General features: G+C 73.0%; 12 protein-coding genes and 1 pseudogene. 5 read left to right on the top strand and 8 right to left on the bottom strand.

Features of this window, described 5'->3' with window-relative positions; genetic code table 11:
• Positions 1-160 precede the first annotated feature (160 nt).
• Entirely contained in the window at positions 161-2,095 is a 1,935-nt protein-coding gene (locus ACIBZJ_RS11610; RefSeq protein ID WP_395928281.1) for an AAA family ATPase, read from the top strand.
• Between the two features lie 102 nt (positions 2,096-2,197).
• Here ACIBZJ_RS11610 and ACIBZJ_RS11615 read toward each other — a convergent pair whose 3' ends face one another.
• Both ACIBZJ_RS11615 and ACIBZJ_RS11620 read right to left on the bottom strand, forming a co-directional pair.
• On the bottom strand, positions 2,198-4,120 hold the full coding sequence (locus tag ACIBZJ_RS11615; RefSeq protein ID WP_395928283.1) for a maleylacetate reductase and hydroxyquinol 1,2-dioxygenase domain-containing protein: 1,923 nt from the start codon (positions 4,118-4,120) through the stop codon (positions 2,198-2,200).
• A 37-nt stretch (positions 4,121-4,157) separates the two neighbouring features.
• Positions 4,158-5,324, bottom strand: coding sequence for an MFS transporter (locus ACIBZJ_RS11620; protein WP_395928285.1), 1,167 nt, complete (start codon positions 5,322-5,324; stop codon positions 4,158-4,160).
• A 38-nt stretch (positions 5,325-5,362) separates the two neighbouring features.
• On the opposite strand from ACIBZJ_RS11620, the gene ACIBZJ_RS11625 reads away from it, so the two are divergent.
• Positions 5,363-5,869, top strand: a complete 507-nt coding sequence (locus ACIBZJ_RS11625) for a DsbA family protein (protein WP_395928287.1) — start codon at positions 5,363-5,365, stop codon at positions 5,867-5,869.
• Here the strand turns inward: ACIBZJ_RS11625 and nhaA are convergent.
• From nhaA to ACIBZJ_RS11655, 6 genes are read right to left on the bottom strand one after another with little or no spacing between them, the layout of a single operon-like run.
• Positions 5,856-7,277 (bottom strand): Na+/H+ antiporter NhaA, encoded by a 1,422-nt coding sequence (nhaA, locus tag ACIBZJ_RS11630; RefSeq protein WP_395928289.1) that lies wholly within the window; start codon positions 7,275-7,277, stop codon positions 5,856-5,858. The genes ACIBZJ_RS11625 and nhaA overlap by 14 nt on opposite strands.
• A 48-nt stretch (positions 7,278-7,325) precedes the next feature.
• Entirely contained in the window at positions 7,326-8,501 is a 1,176-nt protein-coding gene (locus ACIBZJ_RS11635) for an MFS transporter (protein WP_395928291.1), read from the bottom strand.
• Positions 8,502-8,525: 24 nt separating this feature from the next.
• Positions 8,526-9,764, bottom strand: a complete 1,239-nt coding sequence (locus ACIBZJ_RS11640) for an adenylosuccinate synthetase (RefSeq protein ID WP_395928293.1) — start codon at positions 9,762-9,764, stop codon at positions 8,526-8,528.
• Positions 9,761-10,729, bottom strand: a complete 969-nt coding sequence (locus ACIBZJ_RS11645; protein ID WP_395928296.1) for a hypothetical protein — start codon at positions 10,727-10,729, stop codon at positions 9,761-9,763. The genes ACIBZJ_RS11640 and ACIBZJ_RS11645 overlap by 4 nt, the downstream gene beginning before the upstream one ends.
• Before the next feature lie 11 nt (positions 10,730-10,740).
• Positions 10,741-11,685, bottom strand: coding sequence for a lipopolysaccharide kinase InaA family protein (locus ACIBZJ_RS11650; protein ID WP_395928299.1), 945 nt, complete (start codon positions 11,683-11,685; stop codon positions 10,741-10,743).
• Positions 11,682-12,437, bottom strand: coding sequence for an NUDIX hydrolase (locus ACIBZJ_RS11655; RefSeq protein WP_395928301.1), 756 nt, complete (start codon positions 12,435-12,437; stop codon positions 11,682-11,684). Before ACIBZJ_RS11655 ends, ACIBZJ_RS11650 begins: the two co-directional genes overlap by 4 nt.
• Before the next feature lie 96 nt (positions 12,438-12,533).
• Between ACIBZJ_RS11655 and ACIBZJ_RS11660 the strand changes: the two genes are divergently transcribed.
• From ACIBZJ_RS11660 to ACIBZJ_RS11670, 3 genes and pseudogenes are all read left to right on the top strand, one after another.
• Positions 12,534-13,640: a glycosyltransferase gene (locus tag ACIBZJ_RS11660; protein WP_395928303.1), complete on the top strand. Its 1,107-nt coding sequence runs from the start codon at positions 12,534-12,536 to the stop codon at positions 13,638-13,640.
• Between the two features lie 226 nt (positions 13,641-13,866).
• Positions 13,867-15,531 carry a DUF4331 domain-containing protein gene (locus ACIBZJ_RS11665; RefSeq protein ID WP_395928305.1) on the top strand — a complete coding sequence of 555 codons (1,665 nt, stop codon included), beginning with the start codon at positions 13,867-13,869 and terminating at the stop codon, positions 15,529-15,531.
• A 98-nt stretch (positions 15,532-15,629) separates the two neighbouring features.
• Positions 15,630-15,911: pseudogene (locus ACIBZJ_RS11670) on the top strand (hypothetical protein); the annotation flags it as partial.

Here is a 15,911-nt window from a genome sequence, read left to right on the forward strand (position 1 = left end):
CCGGCGCGCCGCACGACGATCGATCCGCACCGGGTGCGCCGGGAGGCCGTCGCGGTCATTGTGCTCTTCGCCGAGGCCGAGGTCGCCGTCCACCTCAGCGGGGTCCGGCCCGGCCGGGCCGGACCGGATAGGCCTTGCGGTGGCGGGGTAGCAACGAAGGGTGAAGCCGACTACGCCCTTCGCACTACGGCCCGACCTGCGGACGTTCTCGCACGGCGGCTGCACGCTCACGATCGTGGACGCCGAACGTATCCTGGCCGCCGCCGACGGGCCGCGGGTGGAGTTGCTGTCCGGCGTCGCCTTTCCTCCTCCGGTCCGGTCGGTGTCGCTGTCGCTGACCCGCGAGGACGCGGAGTTCTTCCTCGACGCGAGCATTCGTACCGGCGCCGAGCCGGAGCACCGGGCCGGGCTCACCGTGCTCGGGAACGACCCGATCGGGGTCTTCCTGTCGCGGCGGGTGGAGTCGGGTGACCCGTGGGCCACCCGTCTGGTCGACGGGGTGTCGTCGGTGCTCGCGGGCGTCTCGCGCCGCCTGGACCCGGACCGCGGCCGCCCCTCGGACCCCCGTCCGCCTGTGGCCCGGCCCGACACCGCGGCGCCCACCACCGCCCCCTCCGACGCCACGACGGCCGGACCGGCCGAGGCCGACCCCCACCCGGCCGGACCGGCCGAGGTCGGAGCAGCGCCGACGGCGGACGCGGCCGACGCCGGCGGGCGTGGCACGGGCGAGACGGACGCCCCTCCGGCCGCCGCCGCTGCCGGGCCGGCGGATGCCGGAGGCGCCGCGACGGCGGATGCCGGGCTCGCCGCGACGGCGGATGCCGGGCCGACCGCGGACGCGGGTGCGGACGTCATCGACGGGGAGGCCGAGGTCGCGGACGCGGCCAGCGGCGTGGTCGCCAGCTCCCGGGTCGACGAGCGGACGATCGTGCTCCGCTCCACGGTGCCGGCCGCCGAGATGAGCGTGGCCCACCTCGAGGGCTTCTGCCGCCTGGTCGTCGACGCCGTCGGTGAGGCCACCGGCCCGGACGCACTCGTCGGCCAGGTGATCACGGTCTCGGCCACGTCCGGCGGACCGGAGCGCGTCACGCTCGACCAGGTCGGCGGGCTCGACGACATCGTCGGGCAGCTGCGCGAGATCGCGGCCTCGTTCCGGCACCCGCAGGCGCTCGCGCGGTGGGGGGCCAAGCGGCCGCAGGGCGCGCTGTTCTACGGTCCGCCCGGCACCGGCAAGACGATGCTCGCCCGCGCACTCGCGAACGAGATCGGCGCCCGGTTCCGCGAGATCCGGACGACCGAGATCCTCGACAAGTGGCTCGGCTCCTCCGAGCGCAACATCAAGCAGATCTTCCGCGATGCCCGGCGCTACTCCGAACCGACCGTGATGCTGTTCGACGAGTTCGACACGATCATCGGCTACGCGAGCGAAGGTGGCGACGCCGCGAGCCAGGCGATCAACTCGGTGGCCGGCATCTTCAAGCAGGAGATGAACACGCTGGTCGACGCGAACCCGAACGTCTTCGTCGTCGCCACGACGAACTTCCCGGAGCGCATCGACCCGTCACTGATCCGGTCGGGACGGTTCGACATCAAGCTCGCGATCCCGGCCCCGGACGCGACCGGCCGGGCGCAGATCCTGGCCAAGATGATCCGGCAGCTGATCGTGTCGCACGAGGTGCCGGGGTTCCGGATGTTCGCCGACGACGTCGACGTCGCCGCGTGCGCCACGCTGAGCCAGGGCCTGACCGGCGCGGACCTCGCCGAAGTGCTCCGGCGGGCGCAGCTCTCGAAGGCCATGCGGGAGGCCCGCACCGGCACCCGGGCGTCGGCGATCAGCCAGGACGACCTCCGCCGCCAGATCGCCGACGTCCGGGCCCAGTCCGCGCCGAGCCGTCCCGCGCCCGGCCTCCCCACGCTCGGCCGCCTCTTCCCCAGCCCCCGCCCGGCCCCGTCGCCCCAGCCCCCGGCCTCGCCGGAGCACCCCGCCTCAGCCAAGCCCGCCGCCTCAGCCAAGCCCGCCGCCTCACCGGAATCGCCGCCGCAGGCCTCGCCGGAGGCCGGGGGCCCGACCTCACCGGGCGAGGATCTGGCATAAGGCGGCGTGCGGGTCGTCCGGCCGCGACCGCACGCGGTCCCCGGGTCGTCGGTCGACAGCCCGCCGCAGTACCCCGGTACAGCGCGGGCCGGTGCCGGGAGCTCAGGCGAGACGGAACGTGTAGGTGAGCAGGCGCCACTCGCCGTCGACGGCGCGGCCGTCCGGCGGGGTCCCCTCACCCGGGGCGAAGTCGACGATCAGGTCGTCCTTGACGCCGAACACCGTGTCGGAGTCGAGGTAGGCGCCGCCCCGGACGAACAGTTGGGTGATCAGTCGCCGACGACCGGGTGCGTCGATGAGGAAGTGCAGGTGGGGCGCCCGGTACGGATGGCGTCCGGTGCCGGTGAGCAGCTCGCCCACCGGCCCGTCGACCGGCACCGGGTACTCCGACGGCAGGATCGTCCAGAACCGCACGCGTCCGTCGGCGTCGCTGGAGAGCCGGCCGCGGAGGACCGGTCCGTCCAGGTCGGGGAGCTGCAGGTCGTAGAACCCGTCCTCGTTGCTCTGCCAGACGTCGACGGTCGCGCCGGCGACCGGATCTCCGTCCACGCCTTCGATCCGGACGTCGACCCAGAGCGGCGTTCCCGGCAGGTCACCGGAGATGTCGGCGCCCGCCGCGACGGCGGGCGGGCCGGGCACGTAGAACGGGCCGAGGACCGCGGACGGCGTGGTGTCGGGCGTGCGGGAGTTCGTCAGCAGGTCGACCATGCTGGAGACGCCGAGCGTGTCGGAGAGCAGCACGAACTCCTGGCGGGCCGGGCTGGTGACGTCGCCGGTCCGGGTGAGGAAGTCGATCGCGTACTGCCATTCGTCCTGGGTGACGTCGTGTTCTTCGGCAAAGGCGTGCAGGTGCCGGACCAGGCCGGTGACCAGCTCTCTGACCCGGGGGTCGGGTGTGGCGTCGAAGCTGGCGACCACCTGATCGGTGAGCCAGGAGTAGTCCCGGGCGCCGGCCGGACGGACCCCGTGCAGCGCGTCGGTCAGTAGCCCGGTGATGCCGTCTTCGGTCACCTCCCGCGGATTCGGGTAAGGGCGGGCGGTGGCGAGCTCGGCCGCCGCGGGAACGTCGGCGGCGGTCAGCCCGAGCTGGGCGAGCGAAGTCGGCCCGCCCAGCTCCACCACGAAGTCGTACATCGCCGCCGCCGCGTCCGCGCCGCGGCGGCGCCGGCCGCCCCCCGTGGCCAGCGCGGCGGCGACCTCGGCCATCGCCTCCGGCGCCGCGGACGCGTTGTACGCCATCGCGTGCGGCAGCACGACCGTGTGCGTCTCCGCGTGCGGCAGCCCGAACGACCCGCCCAGCGTGTGGCACAGCTTGTGGTGCAGCCCCATCCCGACCGCGCCCAGGCAGGTCCCCGCGAGCCAGGCCCCGGCCAGCGCGTCCGCCCGTGCGTCGGGGTCCGCCGGCGACACGACGATCCGCCGCAGCCCCGACGCCAGCAGCCCGATCGACTGCACGGCCATCGCGCTGACGGCCGGGTTCGCGTCGGCCGAGTACAGCGCCTCGACCGCGTGCGCCATCGCGTTGACCCCGCTGGTCACCGACAACCCGACCGGCAGCCCGAGCGTCAGGTCGACGTCGTAGAGCACGGTGGCGGGGAGGATCTCCGGCGCGCTGCGGGTCGTCTTGACACCGTCGGACGTCTCGCCGAGCGTCGGCGTCACCTCCGACCCGGCGTACGTGGTGGCCACCACGACCTGCGGAATCCCCCGCCGGACGGCCACCGCTTTCCCGAGCCCGGTCGCCGAACCACCACCGACCGAGACCACGCAGTCGACGTCGCCGGCCGCTTCCAGTGCCCGGTCGGTCACCTCGACCGGCGTGTGCATCGCGGCCCCGCCGAACCGTGCCGCGACGAGCTCGCCGAGCACGTCCGCGGCCCGCGAGACGACGTCGGGCTGCGACGACCCCGACACCAGCAGGACGCGCCGCCGCCCGAGCCGCTCGATCTCGGCCCGCAGCTCGGCCAGCGCACCGGCCCCGAACCGCACCCGCACCGGACGCGCGGCGTACACGAACCCCCGCATGGCGCCCCTTCCCTCGTCGGTGACGTCCCGAGTATGCCTACCCGGGCCGCCTGCCGAACGCGCGCATGGCCAGCGCACCGACCAGCGGACCGGGGACGAGCAGCCAGAACGCCCAGCGCCAGCCGACCGCGCCGGCCAGCACCGGAACGAGCTGAATGGTCACCACGGTGAGCGCGAACCCGATCGCGGTCTGCGCGGTCAACGCGGTACCCACGTACCTCGGGTCGGCGACCTCGCTCAGCGACGTGGAGAACACCCCCGAGTCGGCGATCACCGCCGCTCCCCACACCACCCCGAGCCCTACGACGAACCCGGTCGGCGCCCCGAAGAACAGCGGCGAGGCCAGGCAGCACGCCCCGCTGACGACGAGCGCGGTCACCGCGGCCCGCGACCGCCCGTACCGGTCCGCCGCCCAGCCGCCGGCCAGACAGCCCGCGACCCCGGCGATCCCGATGGCCAGGAACGCCACCAGGCTCACGTTCCCCCCGGTCCGCCCGGCGAGCAGGAAACTCGGCAGCCACGTCCACAGTGCGTACAGCTCCCACATGTGCCCGAAGTACCCGAGGTTCACCAGCCGGGGTGCGCGCTGCCGGAACATCGCCACCGCATAACGCGGGTCGGGCCGGGGAGCACCCGCCCCGAACAGCGGACCCTCCCGAACGGCCGCCGCGGCCACCAGCGCGCCCACCACCGCGCACCCGGCCGCGGCCGACATCACTCCCCGCCACGGCAGCGAGCCCAGCCCGCCGATCAGGTGCGGCAGCGCCGAGCCGAGCGTCAGCGCCCCGATCATGACCCCGAACGCCAGCCCCCGGCGCGCCGGTGGGGCCCACGACCCGGTCAGCTTCATCCCCACCGGGTACACCCCGGCCAGGAACAACCCGGTCAGGAACCGCAGCGGAACCGCGCCGGCCAGACCGTCCACGAACAGCGCGAACGAGCCGGTGCAGGCCGCGGCCAGCACCGCGCACACCGCCATCAGCAGCGGGGCCCGCACCCGGTCGGCCAGGTTCAGCACGGCCGAGGTGACCGCACCGGCCACGAACCCCAGCTGGACGGACGCGGTGAGCCACACCGACGCGGTCGCGCTGACGTGCCAGGCCTCGCGCAGCGCGGGCATCACCGCGGACGCCGAGAACCACACCGACAGCCCCAGCACCTGGACCAGCGCGATCAGCGCGCGCTGCACACCGGGCCGGAGCACCCGCTCATCGTAGTCCCGGACGAGCTACCGTTCAGAGCGTGACCGAGGCCCCAGCCATCGACTTGAACCGCCACGTCTACGGCAATCCCGACGCGGCGATCACCGTCGTCGAGTTCGGCGACTTCGAGTGCCCGTACTGCGGTGCCGCGGCGCCGGTGCTGAAGGAGCTGATCGACAGCTCGCGCGGCGGCGTCCGCCTGGTCTACCGGCACTTCCCGCTGTTCGAGCTGCACCCGTTCGCGCTGACCGCGGCGCTGGCGGCGGAGGCGTCCGGCGACAAGTTCTGGGATCTGGCCTGGGTGCTGTTCAAGCACCAGAGCAAGCTCTCCGACCCCGACCTGCAGGCCTGGGCGTCGAAGGTCGGCGCGGGCGAGGTCACCGGCGAGGTCGCGCAGGCGTACCAGCCGTACATCGCCGCCGATTACGCCTCCGGCGTCGCGCTCGGTGTCCGCGGCACGCCGACGCTCTGCATCGACAACCGCCTCTACACCGGCCGGGTGGAGCTCCGGGCCCTGCGGTCGGCTCTCGGCCTCACTCGCGTCTGACTTCACGGGCTTCGGCGATCCGGGCGACCGTCGGGTCGATCCACGGCCCGGTCGGCAGCGGCGGCGGGCCGCCCTCGGTGTCGACCGTGCACAGCGGCAACCGCTCGCCCAGGTAGCGCAGCAGTACCGAGCCGATCACCGCGGCCAGCAACGATCCGGCCAGCACGCCGATCTTCGCGTCCTGACGCAGGGCCTCGTCCTCGAACGCCAGATCCGTGATGAAGAGCGAGATCGTGAACCCGATGCCGCACAGCACGGCCCCGCCGATCAGGTGCCCGTACCGGACCCGCCCGGGCAGCGCGCCCAGCCCGGTGCGCAGCGCGACCCCGGCGAACAGCGAAACCCCGATCGCGTTGCCGGCCACCAGCGCGACCGCGACCCCGATCGTCACCCCGGACGTCGAGGCGGCCTCGAGCGTCTCCCAGTTGAGCGGCACGCCCGCGTTGGCCAGACCGAACAGCGGCAGCACGACCAGCGCGCTCACCGGGTGCAGCGCGTCCTGGAGCCGCTCGTTCGACGAGAGCGTCGCCCGCGCCGCGGTGTTCGCGAGCCGGACCCGCGCCGGGGTCGCCGCCTCGATCACCGCCCGGCCGTAGTAGGCCAGCCGCTGACGCTGGGACGGATCGACCGCCGCGGCCGGGACGATCAGGCCGAGCAGCGCGCCGGCCAGCGTCGGGTGCACCCCGGACTCGTACACCGAGACCCAGAGCACTCCCCCGACCAGCAGGTACGGCGCCAGCTGCCAGACGCCGGCGAACCGCAGCCCGAACAGCACCACGACGAGCACCGCCGACATCGCGAGCGCCCGCATCGAGACGTGATCGCTGTAGAACACCGCCATCACGCTGATCGCGCCGATGTCGTCGACGATCGCCAGCGTGAGCAGGAACAGCCGGAGCTGGTCAGGGCACCGCGGCCCGAACAAGGCCAGCACGCCGACCAGGAACGCGGTGTCGGTCGAGATCGGGATGCCCCATCCGGCCGCGGCCGGGCCGCTGGGCTGGATGAGGAAGTAGATCAGCGCCGGGAACGCGAGCCCGCCGATCGCGCCCAGTGCGGGCACGATCACGGTCCGGCGGTCGCGCAGCTCACCGACGGTCACCTCACGGCTGATCTCCAGCCCGACGACGAGGAAGAAGACCGACATCGCCGCGTCGTTGACGAAGTGCTGCAGGTCCAGTTCCAGCGCCCAGGTGCCGACGCGCACCGACGACTCGACGTGCCAGAAGCTCTCGTAGGTGCCCCCGGGCAGGTTCGCCCAGACGAGCGCGGCCACGGTCGCGATCACCAGTACGGCGGCGCTGCCCGCCTCCCGGGAGAGGAACTCCTTGACCGCGGGCGACAGGTACGGCAACCCGATCCGAGGAGCCGGCCCCGGCCGAGCCGGAATCGGCAAAGAACTGGTCACGGCGCCTAGGCTGCCAGACGCCGGCTGAATCGAACACGCCGAGGTTGGTCACACCCGACGGAGGGCCGGGACGACGGCGACCGTGGCGACGAGCATCAGGACGGCGGTGACCAGGAACGGGGCCGTCAGGCCGAAGGCTCTGGCGATCGCGCCGCCGCCCAGGGCGCCGACCGCCAGGCCGCCCAGCGCGACCGTGAAGTACACCGCGTTGACGCGGCCCAGCAGGTCGGACGGCACCAGCCGTTGCCGCGTCGAGACGATCACGACGCTGAGCACCAGCACCACGAAACCGTCCGTCGCCAGCGCGACCGCGGCCAGCACCGGGTCGCGCACGAGCCCGAGCGCGGCCACCGCGCCGGCCGAGATCACGCACGTGGCGACGACCAGCGGCACCGCGGCCACCCGCTTCGCGATCCGGTCGGCGACCAGCCCGCCGAGGACGGCGCCGACCGCGCCCACCGCCAGCAGCACCCCGTAGCCGCGCGGGCTGAGCCCGAGCCGTTGACTGCCCACCAGCACCAGCAAGCCGTAACTCGCGCCGGTCATCATGTTCCCGACGCCCGACACGATGCTCAGGCTCCGGACGACCGGTGAGTGCCAGTACCACCGGGCTCCGGTGCGGATGTCGGCCCAGAGCGACACCTTTTCCGACGGTTCGGCGGCCGGGTCCGCGCGGGGCAGGAGCGTCAGCACGGCCGAACTCGCGACCAGTCCGAGCGACCCCACCGCGAACGGCAGCGCGAGCGCGATCGCGAGCAGGAACCCGCCGATCGGCGGCCCGGCGAACTCGTTCGCCACGACGAACGTTGTCTGGATCCGGGAGTTGGCCTTCTCCAGCCCCGCCGAGGGCACGAGAGCAGGCACCAGCGCGCCGGACGCGTTGTCGAAGAGCGTCTCGCACGTGCCCAGGACGATGAACACCGCGTACAGCAGGGGCATCGACGCGTACCCGAGACCGACCGCGACCGCCAGCAGGCCGAGCGTCAGCGCCCGGACCGCGGTGGCCGCGCGGACGACCGTGCGGCGGGCGACCCGGTCGACGATCGCGCCCGAGACCAGCGAGAACAGCCAGGGCAGACGCTGGGCGACGGTGAGCCCGGCGATCGAGACCGGGTCGGACGTGAGGGACGCGGCGAGCAGCGGCGCGGCCGCCACGTTGACGCCGTCGGCGAGATTCGAGATGCCGACCGCGGCCCAGAGCGTCCGGAACGGGTGGTTACGCACGGCGGCATTCTCCGGTGCGGGTGCTCAGGGTGCGGCAGCCAGGGTTCGCCGGATCACGGGCGGGCCGGTGGGGGCGTCGGTGCCGAGGACGACCGGTGCTCCCAGCAGGGCCCCGATCTCGGCCGCCCAGTCGGAGGGGCGGTACACCCCCCGGGCGGTGGTCGCGGCCAGGGTGGTGGTGAGCCGTTCCTGACCGGCCAGGTCGCCGCGGACTCCGACCGGTATCCGGTCGAGGTCCGAGTACTCCGCACAGATACCCAGGGTAGGCACCCGTTCGGGGGTGTCGAGGTGCGTCACGGCCAGGGCGTCCACTCCCCCGCACACCTCGGCCGCGTACCGATGAGCGACCGCGTCGAAGTGGCCGCGCCGGAACCCGCCCTGCCAGGGGCCGGTGTCGTTGTGCGGCTCGGGGACGGCCCGGTCGAGCGCCGGATCCGCGGTGACGTGCGGCCCGGCACCGTGCCGCGTCGTGTACGTCCGGACCACGCCCAGCCGCTCGGCCGGTGCGCCCGCCAGCAGCGTCTCGGCGTTCGCGAACGTCGTGGTCGACCAGGTCGTGTGCGGGTGCCAGCCGAACCACTCGTCGAGCAGGACGCCCTGCGCCCCCTCGAACACGCACCGGCCCGACCGCAGCAACCCGCCGAGGAACGAGCCGTCCACGATCCGGACGGCGTCCCGGAACGCCGCGAAGACCGCTGCCACCTCGTCCACCGAAGGCGCCTGAAGAGGGCCCACCGAAGCGGTCAGCCGGTCGCGGACCGCGGCCAGCCGCGACCGGAGCCGCACCGGGTCGAGGACGTCACCGACCCGGGGCGCCTCGGACGGATGCGCCAGCCCGTACGCGACGGTCTCCCCGACGCCGAGCCCGCAGCTGCCGTGCCGCCCCGCGCCCCGGCGCCGCTCCCGGGCCTGGTTCGCGGCCCGGTGCCACGGCGTCGCGAGCAGCGCGTCCGCCTCGATCGTCAGTGAGGAGAACGGGTCGCGGACGCCGAGGAACACCAGGTGTGCGGCCTCGGCCGCGAGGGCCAGCGGGTCGACGACGACGAAGCGCGAGAGGTGGGTCCGGACACCGCGGAACGTACCCGCGCCGAACTGCGCGAACGTGTGGTGCCGGCCGTCCGGAAGCACGACGTTGTGCGCGGCCTGGGCACCGCCGTTGAAGCGCACGACCGCCGCGACCGGGCTCTCGGCGCAGAGCGCGTCGACGACGCGCCCCTTGCCTGCGTCCCCGTAACCGAGGTCGACGACGATCGTGTGCCTCACAGCCGCACCGAGTCGCCCGTGCCGCGGGAGCGGGGCAGCGCCGCCCGCACCGGACGCCCGCGACGGCGCACGGCCCGGCTGTACGGGGTCAGCGCCTTGCCGACGGTCTTCCCGGCCGACGAGCCGAGGTCGCTCAGGTCGGCGAGGCCGGCGTCGAGGTCGGTCGCGTCCTCGTTCAGCCCGATCGTGAGCGCGATCGTTTCGCAGACCGCGTCGAGGTCGTCCAGCTCCAGCACGTTCTCGCCGAGCAGGTCTCGCCAGCGGCGCAGCACGGTCCAGTTGCCGGCGTAGGCCGCGCCGGCGGGCAGCAGGTAGAACACGTGGTAGGCGCGCCGCAACTCGGCGACGATGGCCTCGGTGGTGAGGTCTTCGCTGATCCGGTCGCCGATCAGGTTCCGGACCTCGCCGGCCTTCACCGTGTCGTACGGGAGCTCGTCGCCGATCAGGAACACGTAGCCCTTGCGTCCGTGCCGCTTCGCGTCGGTGTCGGTGTGCCGGGCCAGGAAGTACATCGCGAGCTCGTACGATTCCGACATCTGGCCGCCGCCACCGCCCTCCAGGACGATGTTCGCCAGGTCGTCGTCCATCCGGTTGTCGGACTCGAACTGACCGATCTGCAGCGGTACCCGGTCGCAGGTCGCGTCGCCGACCGCGCCGAACAGGATCTGCGGGTCGGCGCAGTAACCCTTGCGCAGCAGCAGGCCGAGCAGCTGCGGCAACTTGGTCTGCAGCACCCGGGGCACACCGCCCATCGAGCCGGTGACGTCGAACAACACCGCGATCGGGGTGCTGTTCGGGTGCTCGTCGCCGTCTCGGCTCTCCCGGAACTCGACGCCCTTCGGGTCGAGGCCGGAGTGGACGGTCCGGGCACCGCTGTCGCTGTAGGCGAAGGCGCTCCGGCCGGTGGCCGCGCGGAAGTTCTCGGCGGCGGTGTAGACGTCGGTGGACCAGCGTCCGCTTCCCATGGTCTTTCTCCTTACGCGGGGACGGAAAATTCTCGGAACCTGCGCGGGCCGTAGAGGCGCTGCAGGACGTCGTCGAGCTCGGCCAGGAGGCGCCAGGCGTCCTGGGGACGCATCCGCGGGCGGGCCAGGCGACAGCCCTCGGCGAACCGGCGCAGCGCGGGATGCACGCGGGAGCCCATCAGCCGGAGCATCAGCCCGGCGCTCAGGTACAGATCGGTGGCGGGCCCGGCGGCCTCCCGGGCCGGCACCTCGGGCGGGTACGCGTCCCGGTACCTCGCGACCAGCGCGGGAACGGACCCGCTCCCGATCACCGCGTAGCACCAGTCGACCAGCACCAGCCCGTGCTCGCCCGGATGGATCAGCACATGCTCGGGCAGCACCGCTCCGTGCACCACTCCGGCCCGGTGCGCGGCTCCGAGTGCGACGAGCAGGCGCCGCCACATCCAGGCCGCGTCCCGCGGATCGAGCCCGTCCGGGTAGGCGTGCTCGACCTCGGCGAGGCTCACGAAACCGTCGCAGAGCTCGATCACGTTGGCCGCGCGCCGGTCGCCACCGTCGTCGACGACGAGCGTCTCGAAGAGCCGCGGGAAGTACGGCCGCCGGCGCTTCGGGCGCCGCAGCGCCTCGGCTTCGGTGGCGAGGAGGTCGTTGTCGGCCGCCTCGCGCGCGACCTTGAGCAGCGCGGTGCCCTTCGCCGACCGCACGCGGTACAGGTCGGCCAGGTCTCCGCTGACCGGTTCACCGAGGAGCGTGTACGGCCCGACCCGGTGTTCCCACAGCTCGGTCAGCCGGGTGAACGCCGAGGTCGCGATGCCCTCGCTGCCGGTCGGCGCCGCGTCCGGGTGCACCGCTCGGCGTAGCCGCCGGAAGGCGCGGTCGGGTTCGTCGCCGTCGAACAGGTCTGCCGCGGTGTCCGCCGCGAAGATCCGGTGCACGACGTCGTCGAAACAGCTCATCGGACGTCCTCTTCCGAGGTCGGGCGCAGCAGCGGCGGGTGCAGCACGCGGGCGTCACCGGCCCGGTAGAGCTTCGCCCGCGGACCCCCGCGGTCTCCGCCACGCGCGGTCGTCGTGCCGGTTCCCTCGACGAACCCCGGCACCGACAGCACCTTCCGGTGGAAGTTGCCCGCGTGCAGGTCCTCGCCCCAGACCGCCGCGTAGACCGCACGCAGCTCGGCGATCGTGAATTCGGGCCCGACGAACGCCGTCGCCAGCGGCGAGTACTCGAGCTTGGCCCGGGCCCGCTCCAGGCCGTCGCCCAGGATCCGGCTGTGGTCGAACGCCAGCCTCGCCTCGCTGACGGTCGCGACCGGCACCCAGGCCGCCCCGGCGGCGTCGCCCCCCGGGCGGGGGTCGGGCAGGCTCGGGGCGAACGCCAGATAGGCCACCGACACGACCCGCATCCGCGGATCGCGCCCCGGATCTCCGTAGCTCTTCAACTGCTCCAGGTGGACGCGGGCCAGCCGGCCGTTCGTGGCGTCGAGACCGGTCTCTTCGGCGAGCTCCCGGAGCGCGGCGTCGTCGAGCGTCTCGTCGCCCACGAAGCCACCCGGGAGCGCGAGCCGCCCCTTGAACGGGGCTTGCCCCCGCTCGACCAGCAGCACCGAGAGCACACCGTCGCGGATCGTCAGCGCGACGACGTCGACCGTGACGCCGACCGCGGGATACTCGCGGGGGTCGTACGCCTCCAGGAACGCGTGCTCGTCCATCGTCGCTCGCCGTTCTTCTCAGTTTGAGTAATTCTCGATCCGAGAAGAACATAACACACTCGTCAAACGTCGTCGCCACTCTCTACTGTCGACACCGTGCGGATCCTGTTCAGCGGGCGGCCTGCGTACGGACACCTCTATCCGTTGCTCCCGCTCGCGTTCGCGGCGCGGGCGGCCGGGCACGGGGTGGTCTTCGCGACCGGAGCCGACTTCGTCCCGAGAATCAGCGCCCTCGGGCTCGACACCCGGGAGGCCGGGGTCAGCGTCGGAGTCGCCGAGGCCGAGGCCGTGCGGCGCCACCCCAACGGCCCGGTCGTCGACGTGCTCGTGACGATGTTCGCCGACCTGCTCCCCCGCCGGACGCTGCCCGACGTCCACTACCTGATCTCCCAGGTGAAGCCCGACCTGGTCGTCTACGAGATGAGCGACGTCGGGGCCGCGGGCGCCGCCCGCCGGGCCGGCGTCCCGTGCGTGTCGGTGACGATCGGGCGCTCGATGCCGGCCGACATCCTGGCCGCGGCGGCGCCGCACCTCGACTGGATCTGGAACTCCCACCGCCCGGCCGACCCGATGCTCGGTGACGCGGTCGTCGACCTGTGGCCGGACGCGATCGCCGACCGGGGCGCGCGGGCGGTGCCGACCCGGTTCCCGTTGCGGCCGGATCCGTGGAGCCCGCCCGGCCCGTGGACGTCCCCGGGCACGCCGCTGGTCTACCTGACGCTCGGCACGGTCTCGTTCGGCGCGACCCACGTGTTCCGGGCGGCGATCGACGGGCTCGCGTCGCTTCCCGTCCAGGTCGTCGTCGCCACCGGCCCCGGCGATCCCGCGGCCCTCGGACCGGTGCCCGGTAACGTCCACGTGGAAGGTTTCGTGCCGCAGGCACAGGTGCTGCGGGACGCGGCGCTCGTCGTGCACCACGGCGGCAGCGGGACGACGCTGGGCGCGGCCGCGCTGGGGCTGCCGCAGCTGATCCTGCCGCAGGGCGCGGACCAGTTCGTGAACGCCGAGGCGCTGTCGGCACAGGGCTCGGCCCTGTCGCTGGTCGGTGACGACCTGAGCCCGGACGCGGTCGCCGCCTGCGCGCTGGCCCTGTTGGGAGAGCCCGTGCACCGCGCGACCGCGGAGGCGCTCCGCAGCGAGATCGCGGCCATGCCCTCACTCGCCGACGTTCTGGCCGGCCTCGAGCGCTTCGCGCTCAGCTGATCGGCGCAGGCGCTCGCCGATCGGCGCGGACATGAGTCGCTCGACGACCCAAAGCCCCCATCGGGAAACTGGACACAGCGGACCACAGTGGCACTGAGCAGCACCGATGCAGGGGTTGCTCGCAATTGGAGAATGTGGCCCACGTCACACAGCTGAGCCTTAGGCGATCGGCGCACGTCCCCGGGTTGACCACGCTCACGGTTATTTCCATCGTGGAGGATCCCGGATGACGACGACGCCGCTGCCGACGAGTACCCCCTCAGGGGCTCCGCCAACCGAGCGGCGGCTCGGCCTTCCGCGCCGGACCGCGGCCGGCCTGGCCGTCGGTGGTCTCGCGCTGGTGACCGCACTGACCGGCTTCGGACCGATGAACGCGCAGGGCTCCAGCCACCGCGAGGCGCCGCTGATCGCGGCCGACCCCGCGGTCGACAACACCGACTTCTATGCGATGGCCAGCCCGGACACCCCCGGCTCCATCCTGCTGGTCGCGAACTTCCAGCCGTTCGAGGAGCCCAACGGCGGCCCGAACTTCTACCCGTTCGCGACCGACGCCGCGTACAAGATCAACATCGACAACGACGGCGACGCCAAGCCCGACGTCGTGTTCCGGTGGACGTTCAAGAACCAGGACAAGCGCGGGAACGACACGTTCCTCTACAACAACGGCCCGGTCACGTCGCTGAACGACGAGAACCTGCTGTTCAAGCAGACCTACACGCTCGAGGTGTCGCAGGACGGCGGCCGGCGCTACAGCCAGACGATCGTGCGGAACGCGCCGGTCGCGCCGTCGTTCGTCGGCAAGGCGTCGATGCCCGACTACAAGAAGCTGCGCGACCAGGCGATCGTGAAGAAGGGCAAGGTCAAGGCGTTCGCCGGCCAGGCCGACGACCCGTTCTTCGCCGACCTGCGGGTGTTCGACCTGCTCTACGGCGGCGACCTGAGCGAGGTCGGCCAGGACACGCTCGGCGGCTACAACGTCAACTCGATCGCGCTGCAGGTGCCGGCCGAGGCGCTGGCCCTCCGCGGCAACGTGAAGCGCAACCCGGTGGCGGGTCTCTGGTCGACCACCGAGCGCAACAAGGTCCGGATCTCGGGCAACAGCAAGGCGCGGCTCGGCAACGACACCGTGCAGGTCTCCCGGCTGGGTAACCCGCTGGTCAACGAGGTCGTGCTGCCGGCCGGCCTGAAGGATGCGTTCAACGGTCTCCGTCCGGACCAGGACGCGGACGTGAAGGAAGCGGTCGACCGGGTCACGGATCCGGAGCTGCCGAAGCTGATCGAGCAGATCTACAAGATTCCGGCTCCGGACGCGCCCCGCGACGACCTGGCCGAGATCTTCCTGACCGGTATCAACAAGAAGCTCGGCGGCCCGATCAAGGTCGACCTGAACTCGCAGGTGCTCAACAAGGACGTCAACCCGAAGAAGTTCCGGGCGTCGGAGATGCTGCGGCTCAACCTCGCGAACAAGCACAACACCAAGCCGAACCGGCTGGGCGTGCTCGCCGGTGACACCGAGGGCTTCCCGAACGGCCGGCGCCTCGGTGACGACGTCGTCGACATCGCGATCCAGGCGATGGAGGGTGCGGCGCAGGACGGCAAGCTCGTCGACGCACTCGCGACCGGCGACAAGGTCAACGCGAACGACGCGCGGTTCGAGCGGCAGTTCCCGTTCGTCGCGCTGCCGAACGAAGACGGCGTGAACGTCGGTAGCGGTCACACCACGACCGTCAACCGCGCGGCGGCCACCACGCTCGGCGCGACCGGGGTGTCGGCGATCACCGCGGCGTCGACGACCGCGATCCTGTGCGCGATCGCCGGCTTCGTGGCCTGGTTCCGGCGTCGTCCGACCAGCGCGACGCTGCCTGCCCGCGCGGGCGGTCACCGCCGGTAGGCACCCGCTCGGCCGGTCGGGCCCCGGCACGCCCGACCGGCTCCCGCCGCCCGCGCTCCGTTGAGCGCGGGCGGCACACGCGCAATTGAGGAGACCCGATGCCCCACACCGCGGAAGAGGCCCCCGCCCGTCCAGCGGAGGCGTCCCCCCCGCCCCCCGCCCCGCCGCAGCCCCCCGCAGCCGTGCCCGACCCGGCCCACCCGGACGCGGCCCTCCCTGCGCACCCGGACGCGGTGGACGCGGCACGCAGGGAGGCGGTGGCCCCCGCGCAGCCCGCGCACGCAGCCGCGGCGCAGCCGCCGAAGCCGGATGCGGCCGAGGTACGAACCGACGGGGTGGACGCGGCACAGCCGCACGCGCTGGACACGGCAGACCCGGAC

This window comes from Cryptosporangium sp. NPDC051539 (genome assembly GCF_044454545.1).
Classification (GTDB): domain Bacteria; phylum Actinomycetota; class Actinomycetes; order Mycobacteriales; family Cryptosporangiaceae; genus Cryptosporangium.

Bases quoted from the DNA above. Each gene is read 5' to 3' on its own strand.
- ACIBZJ_RS11615 (WP_395928283.1), bottom strand. From the start codon at position 4,120: ATGCGGGGGTTCGTGTACGCCGCGCGTCCGGTGCGGGTGCGGTTCGGG.
- ACIBZJ_RS11645 (WP_395928296.1), bottom strand. From the start codon at position 10,729: ATGGGAAGCGGACGCTGGTCCACCGACGTCTACACCGCCGCCGAGAAC.
- ACIBZJ_RS11650 (WP_395928299.1), bottom strand. From the start codon at position 11,685: ATGAGCTGTTTCGACGACGTCGTGCACCGGATCTTCGCGGCGGACACC.
- ACIBZJ_RS11655 (WP_395928301.1), bottom strand. From the start codon at position 12,437: ATGGACGAGCACGCGTTCCTGGAGGCGTACGACCCCCGCGAGTATCCC.
- ACIBZJ_RS11665 (WP_395928305.1), top strand. From the start codon at position 13,867: ATGACGACGACGCCGCTGCCGACGAGTACCCCCTCAGGGGCTCCGCCA.